The organism is Chitinimonas violaceus (assembly GCF_052601015.1).
This window is the reverse complement of record NZ_JBQXDJ010000041.1, coordinates 26,521-39,711: the sequence shown is the minus strand read 5'-3', so window position 1 is coordinate 39,711 and position 13,191 is coordinate 26,521. Positions and strand designations below refer to the sequence as shown.

At 53.0% G+C, this 13,191-nt stretch carries 15 protein-coding genes and 1 pseudogene; 9 read left to right on the top strand and 7 right to left on the bottom strand.

Annotation, left to right across the window (positions count from 1 at the left end; translation table 11 throughout):
- From ACUHMQ_RS13930 to hmpA, 5 genes and pseudogenes are all read left to right on the top strand, one after another.
- A pseudogene (locus ACUHMQ_RS13930) lies at positions 1–114 on the top strand (IS5/IS1182 family transposase); the annotation flags it as partial.
- A gap of 461 nt (positions 115–575) precedes the next feature.
- Positions 576–1,040: an RrF2 family transcriptional regulator gene (locus ACUHMQ_RS13925; protein WP_445296066.1), complete on the top strand. Its 465-nt coding sequence runs from the start codon at positions 576–578 to the stop codon at positions 1,038–1,040.
- Position 1,041: 1 nt separating this feature from the next.
- Positions 1,042–1,464 carry a group III truncated hemoglobin gene (locus ACUHMQ_RS13920; RefSeq protein ID WP_445296065.1) on the top strand — a complete coding sequence of 141 codons (423 nt, stop codon included), beginning with the start codon at positions 1,042–1,044 and terminating at the stop codon, positions 1,462–1,464.
- Between the two features lie 15 nt (positions 1,465–1,479).
- On the top strand, positions 1,480–1,746 hold the full coding sequence (locus tag ACUHMQ_RS13915; protein ID WP_445296064.1) for a hypothetical protein: 267 nt from the start codon (positions 1,480–1,482) through the stop codon (positions 1,744–1,746).
- 37 nt (positions 1,747–1,783) lie between these two features.
- Complete coding sequence (gene hmpA, locus ACUHMQ_RS13910) at positions 1,784–2,989, top strand: NO-inducible flavohemoprotein (protein ID WP_445296063.1); 1,206 nt, start codon at positions 1,784–1,786, stop codon at positions 2,987–2,989.
- Positions 2,990–3,057: 68 nt separating this feature from the next.
- Here hmpA and ACUHMQ_RS13905 read toward each other — a convergent pair whose 3' ends face one another.
- Both ACUHMQ_RS13905 and ACUHMQ_RS13900 read right to left on the bottom strand, forming a co-directional pair.
- Entirely contained in the window at positions 3,058–3,822 is a 765-nt protein-coding gene (locus tag ACUHMQ_RS13905; RefSeq protein WP_445296062.1) for a hypothetical protein, read from the bottom strand.
- A 191-nt stretch (positions 3,823–4,013) separates the two neighbouring features.
- Entirely contained in the window at positions 4,014–4,733 is a 720-nt protein-coding gene (locus ACUHMQ_RS13900) for a 3'-5' exonuclease (protein ID WP_445296061.1), read from the bottom strand.
- Between the two features lie 302 nt (positions 4,734–5,035).
- On the opposite strand from ACUHMQ_RS13900, the gene ACUHMQ_RS13895 reads away from it, so the two are divergent.
- From ACUHMQ_RS13895 to ACUHMQ_RS13885, 3 genes are read left to right on the top strand one after another with little or no spacing between them, the layout of a single operon-like run.
- On the top strand, positions 5,036–5,836 hold the full coding sequence (locus ACUHMQ_RS13895) for a substrate-binding periplasmic protein (RefSeq protein WP_445296060.1): 801 nt from the start codon (positions 5,036–5,038) through the stop codon (positions 5,834–5,836).
- A gap of 14 nt (positions 5,837–5,850) precedes the next feature.
- The gene (locus ACUHMQ_RS13890; RefSeq protein ID WP_445296059.1) at positions 5,851–7,119 is read left to right on the top strand and encodes a hypothetical protein; all 1,269 of its coding nucleotides are present in this window, start codon (positions 5,851–5,853) and stop codon (positions 7,117–7,119) included.
- 14 nt (positions 7,120–7,133) lie between these two features.
- On the top strand, positions 7,134–7,535 hold the full coding sequence (locus tag ACUHMQ_RS13885) for a hypothetical protein (RefSeq protein ID WP_445296058.1): 402 nt from the start codon (positions 7,134–7,136) through the stop codon (positions 7,533–7,535).
- A 45-nt stretch (positions 7,536–7,580) separates the two neighbouring features.
- Here the strand turns inward: ACUHMQ_RS13885 and ACUHMQ_RS13880 are convergent, their stop codons facing one another.
- The 4 genes from ACUHMQ_RS13880 to ACUHMQ_RS13865 all read right to left on the bottom strand — a co-directional run bounded on the left by ACUHMQ_RS13880 (position 7,581) and on the right by ACUHMQ_RS13865 (position 10,472).
- A complete protein-coding gene (locus tag ACUHMQ_RS13880; protein WP_445296057.1) occupies positions 7,581–8,330 on the bottom strand; it encodes a DUF481 domain-containing protein in 750 nt (249 codons plus the stop codon).
- A gap of 274 nt (positions 8,331–8,604) precedes the next feature.
- The gene (locus tag ACUHMQ_RS13875) at positions 8,605–8,793 is read right to left on the bottom strand and encodes a hypothetical protein (RefSeq protein WP_445296056.1); all 189 of its coding nucleotides are present in this window, start codon (positions 8,791–8,793) and stop codon (positions 8,605–8,607) included.
- Positions 8,794–9,050: 257 nt separating this feature from the next.
- Positions 9,051–9,851 carry a transporter substrate-binding domain-containing protein gene (locus tag ACUHMQ_RS13870; RefSeq protein WP_445296055.1) on the bottom strand — a complete coding sequence of 267 codons (801 nt, stop codon included), beginning with the start codon at positions 9,849–9,851 and terminating at the stop codon, positions 9,051–9,053.
- A 261-nt stretch (positions 9,852–10,112) separates the two neighbouring features.
- Complete coding sequence (locus ACUHMQ_RS13865) at positions 10,113–10,472, bottom strand: hypothetical protein (RefSeq protein WP_445296054.1); 360 nt, start codon at positions 10,470–10,472, stop codon at positions 10,113–10,115.
- Between the two features lie 279 nt (positions 10,473–10,751).
- Between ACUHMQ_RS13865 and ACUHMQ_RS13860 the strand changes: the two genes are divergently transcribed.
- Positions 10,752–12,401: a methyl-accepting chemotaxis protein gene (locus ACUHMQ_RS13860; RefSeq protein ID WP_445296053.1), complete on the top strand. Its 1,650-nt coding sequence runs from the start codon at positions 10,752–10,754 to the stop codon at positions 12,399–12,401.
- A 204-nt stretch (positions 12,402–12,605) separates the two neighbouring features.
- Here the strand turns inward: ACUHMQ_RS13860 and ACUHMQ_RS13855 are convergent, their stop codons facing one another.
- Complete coding sequence (locus tag ACUHMQ_RS13855) at positions 12,606–13,190, bottom strand: nucleotidyltransferase family protein (protein ID WP_445296052.1); 585 nt, start codon at positions 13,188–13,190, stop codon at positions 12,606–12,608.
- Position 13,191 lies beyond the last annotated feature (1 nt).

Below are 13,191 nucleotides of genomic sequence, written 5' to 3'. Positions count from 1 at the left end.
TTTGCGTGGTTGGAGAAGTGCCGTCGATTGTGGAAGAACTGTGAACGCAAGCTCGACACCAGCTTGCAATTCATTCAGTTTGCCTTTCTGACTCTTCTTCTGCGGAGACTTTGAACAGGTTCTTAGAGACTGTTCAAAGTCTCGCGAGCTAAAGCAAGACAAGGCGAAAACAGCCGAGGAAGCGGAGTTTACGCGTGGTAAATGAGCATTCCGAGGCTGTTTTTAACGCCGTATTGCTGACGCGCAGCAGACTATAGACAGGTTCTAAGAACCGGCTTACGGTCCTACTGCGCAGCAGTGATCAGGATTTATGTGCTGCTCGAAAGCCCCCGCAAGGGGGACGCCGAACTGCTAGGGTGCTTTCGCACCAAAAAGTTCACAGCCTCATGTACAGAAGTACATTCCGGTTTCCGTGCTGCGCTTCACCCTGCTAACAGCCGCTCGCGACAGCTCGTAAACAGGTTCTAAAAATTTGATCACGATCAATCACGGCATATGTCATGCGGACCACATTTAAGTTGCATTTAAAATGCAACTTAAATATCATGGCGATGTGCTTCTAATGAGTAGCCCACATGCAATTAACCCGCTTTTCCGACCTTGGCTTGCGTACGCTGATGTATCTGAGCCTTAACGACGCAGACCGTACCCTGCCGGTGACGATTGCCGAAATCGCCCACCAGTTTGATATCCCGCATAACCACTTGGTTAAGGTGGTGAACAAGCTGGGTAAGTTGGGCTGGGTCACTGCAATCCGCGGTCGCAAAGGTGGGTTGCAACTTGCGGTATCGGCCGAGAATCTACGGCTTGGTCAGGTATTGCGTGGTTTGGAAGGCAGCACTGAACTGATCAATTGCGACGAGCCACCTTGTACCTTACGGGGTCAGTGTCTGCTGAAAGGCGCGTTGAACGCCGGCCTGGAAGCTTTCTATTCCAAGATGGACGAATTCAACTTGGCGGATGTCTGCGCCAGGCGTACCGGTGAAGCCATCATCACCCTGCACCGCCAGTTCCTTGGCCAACAAGCTACGAGGCACTGATATGCAAGCTGTTGCAGAAGCCATTGGACTTAAGAACGTCGAAAGCGTCGTTGAAACCTTCTACACCGCCGTACGCCAACATCCGACACTGGCAGGCCCTTTTGGCAGGGTAACGGACTGGCCTGAACATTTGCGCCATCTCAGCCACTTCTGGTGGGTTACCCTCGGTGGCAAGCGCTACCTCGATTATCGCTACAACGTAACGGAGCGCCATGCTGCCGCCGGTTTCACGCCTGAGTTACTAAACGATTGGTTGGATCTATTCCGCCAAACAGTCCGCGCTCGGCTGGATGCCGAGCTGGCAGAAGCATGGCTTACCCGCGTTGAACGCATCGGTGAATCCCTAAGGCTCATGCACGAACTGGGGCACTTCCCGCGTCCCAGTACCTTTGCCTCTTTACCTATTACTGCCCACCCTAGTTGAACCGGAGAGTACGCCATGTCACACATCGTCTTCTTTCGCCACCTGTCCTCACATCTTTTATGGTTGGCAGCTCTGCTCAGCCTGGGTGGTTTCTACCTTGGCTACATACAACCAGACAACCGACTCCTTGCCGTCCAGGTCAGTGGACACCTCATGCTGTTGATTGGACCAGGACTATTGAAAATCGGCTATGTGCTCCATCTGGCTGTTGAAGAAGCCGCCAAGTCCATATCCAATAAGGATGTCGCTACCCTCGCTGTCCCAACTAATAGCCTGCCCTAAATGTTGCATTTAAAATACCACAAAAGGAGAAATACCGATGCTGTCGCCAACAGCCCGTCCCTATATCGATGCCAGCGTACCGGTTTTGCGCGAACATGGCGTGACGATAACTCGGGAGTTCTACCGGACACTTTTCGAGAACCACCCGGAACTCAAGCATATCTTCAATATGGGTAATCAGGCCAATGGCAGTCAGCAGCAATCCCTCGCTGCAGCCGTATTTGCCTACGCCGCCAATATCGATAATGCGGCAGTACTGGCACCTGTACTGGCACGCATCGCCCACAAGCACGCCTCTATCGGCATCAAACCCGAGCACTATCCTATTGTCGGCCAGCATCTACTCGCTGCTATCCAAACCATACTTGGCGAAGCTGCAACACCTGCCCTGCTCTCCGCCTGGGATGAAGCTTATGGCCTACTCGCAGCGCAACTGATCGAAACAGAGAAACAGCTCTATAAAAGTGCTGGTACCAAGGCCGGTGAACTCCGACCACTGAAAGTCATTGCGATACGCCAGGAAAGCGAATCTGTACGCTCTTTTTATCTACAGACGCTGGACAACCGATCACCCGGTCCATTTGAACCCGGCCAGTACGTCAGCGTTGCGGTGCGACTAGGTGAGTTACGCCAGCTACGTCAATACAGCATGTCGGACTCCCCCGATCAACCCTGGTGGCGTATCAGCGTCAAACGCGAATCATCGACAGACGACACACCAGAAGGGCAAGTGTCGAACTGGTTGCATGCAAATATCAAATCCGGCGACCAGCTTATGGCAGGCGTTGCATTCGGGGACTTCGCACCTAAATTGGACAACGACACACCCATCTCATTGATTTCCGCAGGCATTGGCATCACGCCCATGATTTCGGTCTTAAATACATTGAGTGACAGACACCCCAAACGGCCTGTGCTGTTCGCCCATGCTACACAGCATCGACGCAACCATGCACTGCTCGAGGACCTCACTATCGCCAGAATCAGGCACCCAAACCTAAGGGAAGCCATTTTCTATGAAGCTCCCTTAAGTACAGACAAAATTGGCCAGCACTATCACTATGCAGGCCGTATGCAATTGGATGCAATGCTGGATGAAAACACACTGAAAGGGGATTTCTATCTCTGCGGGCCAATAGGATTCATGCAACAGCAGTGGCAAGGCTTGCTGACAGCGGGTGTCAGCCCGGCACGAATCCACCGCGAGGTATTTGGCCCAGACTTGCTAAACCATTTGAGCTAGCGTAAATACAGCCGGCCAATGGTGGTTGTACAGGTATCAGTACTCACAACCGCCGGCCGAGTGCACACTCAATGCGCTGTCTGGTCATCCAAACCCAGCCAACTCGCGCAGACCGGGTAGCCATATTGGCGCAGTGCTTCCGCCAGATTGTCGACCACGCGGCGTATATCCGCCGGCGTACCGCCGGGCAGCGTGATGGGCTCATCCAACAGGGATTCCAACGCTGCCGAGGCTTCTTCACGCAGATAGTCAGTCAACGCTTCGGATGAGATTGCATCGTCTGACTGACGCTGGCGCACTGTCGCCAGCAGATCCTTCAATCCATCGAACCGCGGTTGCAAACTCGCCAAGCCCGTAACGCCAACCAACAACAATTCATAAGCCGCAAGGCTGCTTTCAAATCGACTTAATACATCGGTAGATGCTGGCGTATTCGGTACAGAGACAACAGATTTTGGTACTGCTTGGCCCGACATCTGCAAAGGAGCAACTTTGAACTCGTTGGCCATACCGCTTTCATCCCATATGCCGACAAAAGCGTAATACCCCTCTGGCTGCAGTTTGATTTGGCCTGTCAGGCCAAACGTCACCACCTGGGCAAACTGCTCACTTGCTCCCTTTGGTGGGTAGACAGTGTACTCCCCCTCCAGTCCCTGCAGACCTTCGTGTAATGCGAGCTCGAACTCGCCTTCATAGTGGCCCTCGTCGTCGGTCTGCCCCACATAGTTTACTCGGAGCACATCACCTTCATACGACACGTGCCGAGCATCCAAACGCACATCTTCCCACTCGATGCTATTCGAGACCCAAACAAGACTGACAGACTCCATCATGGCTTTTCCTTTGACATCCAATTGCGATTTTAGCGTAGCCCGCGCCTTAAGACGCTTTACCTGGCAACAGCAAAAACCGATAGCCGTCTTGAATACCAATTCAAGTCAGCAAAATATCTGTCAAACAGCGGAGCGATCAGCTCGCATCACCATGTCAAACCATGCTGTACAACTGCTTAAAATGACACCCTTTAAGCACCGCTACCGTTGCTTTGTGCCGCTTTCAGCGCAAGATAGACCCGCAGAGCAACATAGGCGTCATTTGCTGCATAGCGCCGTTGGCTTACGCTCAGCGTGGGCGAGGCCCAATTCGACATCTTCGCACTCTTGGACTTGCGGTAATGCTGGCCGAACGTCAACGCCACGGCCTGTACCGCGCCTATCGTATTGCGATAACCCGCCTTACGGAAACGGCCTGCCAAGTCATCGATACCCTGACATTGCACCTTGAAGTTGTTGGCCAACAGCGCAATGTCGGAGCGCAGGTCAAAACCAATCTTGCGTATATCCGGCGAAGTCAATAGTTCCTGCAAAGGCGCAGGCAGCGTTTTTCCCTGTATGGGGAAAAGATAAGCCCTTGTTGCAGTACTCAGCTGAATAAGATGTGGCCCAAGAGAAGGAGCACCCTTATCAAAGCTGGGCTTCGACTCGGTATCGAACCCAACCATGCCCGCCTTACGCATGTCCGCACAGGCAGCGGAAATAGCGGCCGGCGACTGCACTACCTCGATAGCCTCCAAGGGTAAGCCGGCAAAGTCCGGCATCTCCTGAATCGCTTCCTTGGTGAAAATTTGTGGACCCTGATCGCCTTTTTCCGTAGGAGGCGGCACAAGCACGATGGGACTGGTAAGGGTAACAGGCTGGCGAAAGAATTTACGGACAGCCGTATTGAAACGTTGGATGAGCTTCATGCTTGAACCCCGCAAAGTAGTGGCTGAGCAAGCTGGTGGTGGATAAAAAGGCGGCAGAACATGATTTCCCGAACAATGAATATGACAATGCAATATGAGACTATATCAGTAACCGGCCTTCTTGCCTTAATGCACCGCTTATCGGTCTACTTATCCACACACTTGGTTTCCTCGCCAATTCGGTTCGATGCACTATGCTTAGGCTTGCGGTACCACGTGACAAGCGTGGTCGCTGCACTGAGGAGGTCGCCCTGATCTTTACAGGGTATAGAAAACGCAGAATAAGATGAGCTCATCAATTCATGGCTTACTATGCTGTCAGTCCTGATCACCAATACCCTTTTCGTTGGATCGCCCAACTTCTTCTTTCGACGATAGCCTCAGTCAGCTTAGCGTCGGAACTCTCCGTCTGTGTAGGTCGGCAGGAACAAGCCCCCTTCGTATTCACATCTCCCAAAACAGGTGAGCTGGCCGGTCTGGGCATCGATGTATTAACGGAAGTGGCCAAGCAGCTGGGCCTTACTGTGCAACTTGAGGCAGAGCCTCAGGCACGCTGCATCGAAGACGTCAAACACGGCCACCATGCGTTGGGTTTGAATATGAGTAGCGGCATCACCAAGCAAGCCGGCCTGGTGGGTTCAGAAGCCTACTTCAAGTTGCATCCTGAACTGTATGTCCTGCGCAAAGCTGCTGCCAAGCTCCCTAGCAAACCCACTCCTAATGACTTGAACCAGCTTCAGTTATGTGGTCTGCGCGGCCTAAGTTACGAAGACTTCGGTATTACCAGCCGACAGGTCGATACCGGTACGAATCTATACCCTGAGCTGATACAGAAACTTTTGCTTGGCCGGTGCGACGGCATGCTCGAATTCCGTGAGATTGTCGCAGGCCTTTATCTGATCGATAAACAAACCGGGGATTTGGCAAGATCCGCCAAGATATCCCGGTTGCCACTTTCAGATCGGCCAACTGTTGGTTTACATCTCGTCGCCAGCGATACACCTGACGGACGCCAGCTGATCCAACGCTTGAACCCTGTACTCAACCGATTGCAGGACGAACGCCGGATCGAACAAATACTGAGCCAGTATCTACAGCAATAATGATGGGACTCACCATGCGCCCAGCTCTATATCTGCCTATCCTGACCGGCCTTGTTCTACCTACAGCAATGGCGGACCATCAACCCAAGATACAACTCTCCGGTTTTGGCAGCATCGCGGCAACCCGAACTGATGACGCGGCGATCGGTTTCAAACGCAGCTTTCAAGCACGCACAAACAGCAACACCTGGGCCTTTGACGCTGAATCCCGTCTGGGGGTTCAGCTGGACCTTGCACCCAGCGCAGATTGGCATGGCGTGGTACAGGTTGTCGGTACACAACGTGAGAAAGGCAACTTCGCACCCACCGTGGAATGGGCCAATGCAGCCTGGGAGATTAACCCTTCCTGGCGCCTACGCGCGGGCCGCATGGTCACCCCGGTCACCAGTAGCTCCGAATCCCGTGAAGTCGGCTACGCGCAACTCAGTGCGCGTGCACCACTCGAAACCATCGGCATTTATCCAATGGTTGGGCACGATGGAGCGGATATCCGGTACCGGCACAGCCTGTGGGATGGTGAAGTCCGGTTGCAAACCTTTGCCGGTCGTACACGCTATAAGCTCCCCTTTCTGGCCTACGACGTCGACAAGATCTACGGTACGGCTGTCAGTTACGCCATCAACGATTGGACACTACGGTATGCCTTCACCAAGTTGGATGACGCACGTGCAACCGGCGGCAGCTACGTCACCGCAATCAACGCCTTGTTGCCCAATCTCAATGCCATCGCCCCATACTGTACCAATGCGCCATGTGCCGATCTTATTCCCCGCGTCAATCGCCTGATTACCAATTGGGGGGGCACATTCAACGTTGTCTCGCTCAACTACGATGACGGAAATTGGAATCTGCTTGCGGAATATGCAACCCGCAAGGTCAATACCTTTATCAGCGATGCCCGCTCGTTCGTGACCCAGTTCGGCTACCGCATCAATAACTTCACTCCCTATATCGGATTCAATAAGGTGGAGTCGACCAACCGCCAGCTCCCCGTTCAATTCACCGTCAGCGATCCTGCACTACAGGCCAGTGCGGATACCCTTGCCAATACAGTATCGCGGTCGCTGCTATTTCCGCAGGCAGCAAACCGGAATCTGATCGGCTTGCGTTGGGATGCGTACCGGAATCTTGCGTTGAAAGTCCAGATCGACCAGATCAAACACAAGTACCCGCAGGCGTCCTACACCGGCTTCTATGTACGAAGGAACGCACCGGATGGCTCTTTGCTGCCTTATGACGGCAAAGTACGGGTCTACAGCATCACGGCAGACTTCATCTTTTAGGGGAAGGGACATTCATGAGCCGATGGTTCCCACTCTGCCTTTTCATTCTCTGCTGTCTGGGTGTGCAGGCGGAGACAGTTGTCGTCATCGCGGCGGACTCCCCGATTTCGCGTCTTTCACGTGCGCAACTGGCGGAAGTCTTTTCCGGCCGTACGCGCATCGTGAACGGTGTAATGCTGACTCCAATCGAATATGTTGAAGCCAATCGCGAACAGTTCTACCAACAGGTGCTGGGGAGGTCCGGTAACCAGATGCGCGCAGCCTGGGCAAAGTTACTGTTTACAGGGGAAGGTCAGCCCCCACGGGAATTCTCGTCGCTCAACGAAGCCCGCGGCCAAGTAGTCAGCGCTCCGGGCTCGATTACCTATCTGGATGCAAGCCAAGTAGGGTCGGGATTGAAAATCATCTACCAATAGCGCCAACGCAATATCGCTGACGCACAGCAAGCTTCAATCAGGCTCTCAGAAGGTGTAACCCAACGACAACCGACTCTCCGTATCCAGATGGCGTTCCGTCGCATCTATCGGCCGGCTATAAGTCAGCGTTAGCCGGGCACGTAGCGACAGGTGTTCACTCAGGGCTTGCTTAAGGCCCACCTCGGCCTCAATCCGCTCCTCACGCCCACTTCGCTCCAATTGAAGGGTCTGAAAGGCATCGAGTGCATCCGTCAACGGATAGTCCAATCGATTCCGTACCACCCATAATGGCGCACGCTTTCGCGTACCGTCACGATAATTGGACTGGCGCATGCCCAACCCCGTTTCAAAACGCAACTCACCAGCCCCAACCTTCATCCCACCGACGCCCACACCCGCTGTCCACGAGGCACGGCTCTGTGTGGAACTCAGCTGGTCTGCCTTATATTCTGGGTCAAGAAACACAAAGTGCCGCTCAGGCGCATCCCACCATTCAAATTTGGGCGATATCAGATAACGGTCCTTCACCCGCCTCAAAGGGGTACCCGCAGTACTCTCATTTTCATGCCTCACCTCCACCTGCAAGGTAGTACGCTGCGTACCGGCACGCCGTTCCAACTCAGTATCCAGCTCCCAGGCCACTTCGCGCGAACTTCCTGCAGCGAAACGGGCGCTCGCATCGATGTCTCCCAGCCATTTGACCGGCTCAGCGCGCAGGTGATCGATGCTCAAAAATAGGCAAAACAAACCGCCCACCAACTTCGTAAGCGACTTGCGTCCATCGGTCCACCTCATGCCATTCTCTCTTCCAGTAACTCAAGCAAGGCCCATGGGATTGCAACAATAATTAAAGCGGACAATACGCACCCTCCCCTGCCATCAACAGGCAAATTGCTACGTTTCTGGCATAAAGGCCGCACAAGAGGAATGGTTGAGGATCACGAACACCCACCGACCACAGGACGCGGTCGTCGACTGCCAAGTTCACGCGCAAGTACTGAAGCATCTCACGGACACGTACCACCAAGGGATAAACCACTCATGCCGGCCACCCTGTGAAGCCTACCCCTCACCAAAGATCAAGGCTCTCTTTGTCGAGGAAGTGGTCTTCTATCTTACGTCGTGTGTCGCCACGCTTGGCTTGCCGCTTACTGTGCTGCTCTCCACTTAATGGCGCTTCCGTCATCAAGCGGTGAAGTGCTGCGTCGGTATCGGGCTCACCCAATGAACGGGCTCTCGATTGTCTGGTATTAGTCATTGCATCCCTGTCTGGCGTTTGGGGAAGATGAAACTAATCTGACTTTAGCACTGCTGTGTTGCGCGCAAAAGTAGCAAACCGCTGATCACAACAAGGTAAAAAAGCCAAAAATACTGTGCGCCCCAGTACCAGACACTATCCCAGGCACGTATCAAAATTCAGCAATTGCTATACCTATACCGTACAGCCAAGAAAAAAGCACCGACTATTGGTCGGTGCTTTCTTATAAACACTGGCTATAAAAGATAACCCAGTACTTAACTTCCAGTGATCCTGAAAATACGGATCAGCGGGGTTTGGGTTTCAGGTCCGAACCAACGATTGAAAATACGGGCGGCCTCACCGTTTTGCTCGGACTCGACCAAAGCCTCATTAATCAATTTCAGAAAGCGTGTCTCACCCTTGCGGACAGCCATGCCGAAAGCTTCAGTGGACAGTGAGAACACAGAAATTTCGTATTGATCACGGTTAGGCATCTTAGCTTGCAGACCGGCCAAGGCAGGCTCGTCGGCAGTCACGCCATCGACCTTGCCATTTTGCAGGAAGGTAAGCGCAGTATGGGTGTCATCCATCGATACCAACATCGCCTTCGGGAAAAGATGCTTGAACTGCGATTCCGACGTTGTACCACGCGCTACACCAATGGTGCCGCTGCCCAAGGAACCCAGATCGGTAAACCGTCCCTTACGAGCAAGCACTTTCTGGCCGGAAACGAAATAGCCAACGGAAAAATCAACCTGCCGCTCACGCTCCACGGTCTTGGTAAAGGTCGACGCAATCATGTCTACCTTTTTCGTGCGTAGTAGATTGATCCGGTCCGCAGGGTCAAGATTCTGTACCACAAACTTCACGCCCAGCTTTTTGGCGACCAATGCCGCCATATCCACGTCATAACCGGAAATGGTTTTGTCTTTATTCTGAAAACCGAAAGGTGGAGCATCGGCATTGGTACCAACCACTAACTGGCCACGCGACTTGACGTCATCCACCAAATCGGCCTGGGCCACCCCTTGTAGCAAGGCAACCAATACACAGGAGCTGATCACTCGATACATCATCGTTTTTTCCATTTATGCAGAGGAATTTCAAAGATTGGACAACAACATCGTCATAGCCTTATTTTAGGGCAAATGCCAACTTTCTGCCCAACTAATCAGTAACTTGATAACCACCTTATCATCTGTATTTGCGTTCAGCGATCATTTTTAAACACGATAAAGATGAAATTCTTAGGAAAAGATCGAAGGATTGCAGCGAAAAATACACGGTAATAGAACAGATTCCCGGCGCTTGGCGCTTAGTCTCAAAGCTAAGCTAATTCACACTAGCAGATGCTCACGCAGCAGTCTCTCACATTCAGCCTGCATATCAAGGGCAAATGCAGACTGATATCTCGGATCTCGCGCTTCCGTCATTTCGTGTACCGCATACAACCCAGCCTCACGGGACAAGCTGCTGGTCATTTGGCGCGCCAACTGGCCTGATAACGTAGAAAAGCAACGTAGTTCATTCACCGGCAACACAAGCTTCGCCTGCTTCAGCCACTGGCCGGCCAGACTTTCGCTCTGCGACGCTGTCATCCACACATTGTGCTCGTAATAAACCGCAAGCCGTTCGGCCACCAGCGCAAACAGCAATGCCTTGCGTGTATTCAAATCTAACAGGGGCGAATGCAACATAGGGTTGAAGATTCGGGCTGGGAAAAGGCGCGCAGCTTAGCATGCCGCCTGCCTGTCAAGATCACCAGATCGTGTAACGTGCCGAATAGGGACGCAACCAAATCCGAAGCTGCGCAAAACCCGCTGTAAGCCCTTAATCCTCAATGATCCGAGCAACTAAAAACGATTCACTGCATTGCCGTTGCATGAGTATTGGGCAATTTCCCCAAGAATTGTCTAGATTGTCTAACGACAGTCCTAAACATTCTGCCCAATATCAAAGCTAGATGGAGCGCAGCTATGCAATCTGTACTTGAGCAGTTCAGCATCAAGGCCAAGATCTTCGGAATCATTCTACTTGGCATGGCGATGATGCTGATCGTTGGTATTGTCGGCAGTCAGCGTACATCGCAGATGAACGATTTGACTGTTGACATGTATAAAAATGCGCTCCAGCCAATTCAATGGCTTGCCATAGCGAACCAATACGCTATTTATGTCAGCCGCAGTGATTACCGCCATCTTTCTGAATTCGAACAAGCGAAATACGATGAGATAGCAGGTTTGCGACAGAAGCAAGCTGCGGAAATGAACCGACTGGTAGACCTCTACCGTAAAACCACTCTGACCCCTCCTGAGACTGATGCGCTGCGTCGCTTTGATGCTGCCTGGGCAGCGATGGAAGAATCCTGTAAGAAAGTGATTGAACTCAGCAAGTCCGATACCGGCGATCATGTAAAGAAGTTTGAGGCTTCCAAAATGATGGCAGCTGAGTGCCGACCAAAGTTCCAGGTAGCTGATGATGCCCTATCTGAGCTGGTCAATATCAATCAGGGACTTGCCGAGAAGTCCATTGCCAATGCATCCGCCACCTACGAGAGCGCACGGCAATTCATCATCATTAGCATCGTCCTTGCGGCCATCGTGCTCATGTCATTGGGCCTAGTTGTGCAAAATGGCATTGTGGCCGCCTTACGTAAGGGTTCCACCGCTTTAAGCAAGATTGGCAGTGGTGACTTCTCTGGCCATATCGAAGTCAATGGCAAAGACGAAATCGCCGGCATGATGAAATCGCTGTCAGGCATGCAAACCCAGCTGAGAACCACGATGACCGGCATCGTGCAGTCGGCCCAGACTGTCGCGAGCTCCGCCGAGGAATTGACCGCCGCAACCGTACAGGTTGTTGCCAGTATCGAACAGCAGGTGGAAGCTACGTCTGGTGCAGCAGCAGCCATTGAGGAACTCACCGTCAGCATCGACCATATCTCGCAAAACGCAGCCACCGCCAACGACCATGCATGCGGTGCAGGTAAACAAGCCAAGGCAGGTAATGAAGATGTGCAGGGTGCAAGCCTGTTGGTCAAGCAGGTTAACGACAGCGTGGCGCAGTCGGCCAACGACCTGGAATCGCTCTCGAATCAGGCTGTACAGATCGGTTCCATCGCTACTGTAATCAAGGATGTGGCCGACCAGACCAATCTGCTGGCGCTAAATGCCGCCATCGAAGCCGCCCGTGCGGGTGAACAAGGCCGTGGCTTTGCTGTGGTGGCCGATGAAGTGCGGAAACTGGCGGAACGCACCACCAGCTCGGCTTCCGAAATCACCAAGATGATCGGCACGATTCAAACCGGCGCGAAGGCTGCAGTTGAAAGCATGCAAACAAGTCGCAACGTGGTCGGGAATGTGGTGGCGGCGTCCGAGCGTGCATCCAACACCATCAGCGGGGTGGAGGCCAGCGCAGGAGAAGTCGTGCAGGCCATTGGCGGCATCGCCTCCTCTACACGCGAACAGAGCCATTCCAGTACCGATCTGGCGAAGCGTGTCGAGGCGATTGCCCAGATGTCCGAAGAAAACCGCGCCACCGTCAGCAGCGTCTCACAAGCCGCGCAGGAGCTCGCCAACGTGGCGGAAGCACTGCAACAGTCGATGGAGCAGTTCAAGCTTCAATGAAAACCTTGTCAACGATCTTACTGCGCGACCGTGATCAGAGCTCATGTGCTGCTCGAAAGCCTCATGTACAAAAGTACATTCCGGTTTCTGTACTGCGCTTCACTCTGCTGACGGTCGCTCGCGACAGATCGTAAACAGGTTCCAAGATTGCAGCGCAGTAAGATCGTAATCAGGTACTAATAATGGCTTGAGGGAAATACCCCCTCAAGCCATTTCTACTTTGACCAGCGGCCAGTGCGCCGCATACTGTTTTTCCACTACCCGCTTGTGGAAGGTTGCCAAGTTGCAGCCTGGGTTTGGCCGTATCCATAAACCAAACAAATCGGTCAACCCATATGGGGCAATAACATGAAGCTGGTTGTCTGCATCCAGCCGCACCGCCACCGCAGTGGCTGTCTCCGGCCAGCTGGCGATTGCCTGAGTCAGGCTGGTAAAGGGTGAAATTGCTGGGTCGTTGTCACGAAACCAAGTATGGACACCAGCTTGATTGACCACTTCCCACGTTAACATTGGCAACTGCTTTTGCAGCTCGGCTTGCAGTGCAACGTCACGCTCTCGGCTTATGTCACCCGTATCGTAGTAACACAAGTCGATATCAGAACCTGTGTGGGGCAATGCTTCACGGCCATGTGCCAGGTCCCACACCAACCTTCGTATAACACCGGCGCCGATGCACCAATCAGGCAGGTTCAGCGCTCTTGTTGCGTGCAAGGCTTGCATCAACCATGGGCTAGCGTAAACCGATGCGCAAAGGCGCTCTGCCAGTACATCGTCAGCCTGTTCAACCACC

Bases quoted from the DNA above. Each gene is read 5' to 3' on its own strand.
- ACUHMQ_RS13925 (WP_445296066.1), top strand. From the start codon at position 576: ATGCAATTAACCCGCTTTTCCGACCTTGGCTTGCGTACGCTGATGTAT.
- ACUHMQ_RS13920 (WP_445296065.1), top strand. From the start codon at position 1,042: ATGCAAGCTGTTGCAGAAGCCATTGGACTTAAGAACGTCGAAAGCGTC.
- ACUHMQ_RS13915 (WP_445296064.1), top strand. From the start codon at position 1,480: ATGTCACACATCGTCTTCTTTCGCCACCTGTCCTCACATCTTTTATGG.
- hmpA (WP_445296063.1), top strand. From the start codon at position 1,784: ATGCTGTCGCCAACAGCCCGTCCCTATATCGATGCCAGCGTACCGGTT.
- ACUHMQ_RS13905 (WP_445296062.1), bottom strand. From the start codon at position 3,822: ATGATGGAGTCTGTCAGTCTTGTTTGGGTCTCGAATAGCATCGAGTGG.
- ACUHMQ_RS13900 (WP_445296061.1), bottom strand. From the start codon at position 4,733: ATGAAGCTCATCCAACGTTTCAATACGGCTGTCCGTAAATTCTTTCGC.
- ACUHMQ_RS13895 (WP_445296060.1), top strand. From the start codon at position 5,036: ATGGCTTACTATGCTGTCAGTCCTGATCACCAATACCCTTTTCGTTGG.
- ACUHMQ_RS13890 (WP_445296059.1), top strand. From the start codon at position 5,851: ATGCGCCCAGCTCTATATCTGCCTATCCTGACCGGCCTTGTTCTACCT.
- ACUHMQ_RS13885 (WP_445296058.1), top strand. From the start codon at position 7,134: ATGAGCCGATGGTTCCCACTCTGCCTTTTCATTCTCTGCTGTCTGGGT.
- ACUHMQ_RS13880 (WP_445296057.1), bottom strand. From the start codon at position 8,330: ATGAGGTGGACCGATGGACGCAAGTCGCTTACGAAGTTGGTGGGCGGT.
- ACUHMQ_RS13875 (WP_445296056.1), bottom strand. From the start codon at position 8,793: ATGACTAATACCAGACAATCGAGAGCCCGTTCATTGGGTGAGCCCGAT.
- ACUHMQ_RS13870 (WP_445296055.1), bottom strand. From the start codon at position 9,851: ATGATGTATCGAGTGATCAGCTCCTGTGTATTGGTTGCCTTGCTACAA.
- ACUHMQ_RS13865 (WP_445296054.1), bottom strand. From the start codon at position 10,472: ATGTTGCATTCGCCCCTGTTAGATTTGAATACACGCAAGGCATTGCTG.
- ACUHMQ_RS13860 (WP_445296053.1), top strand. From the start codon at position 10,752: ATGCAATCTGTACTTGAGCAGTTCAGCATCAAGGCCAAGATCTTCGGA.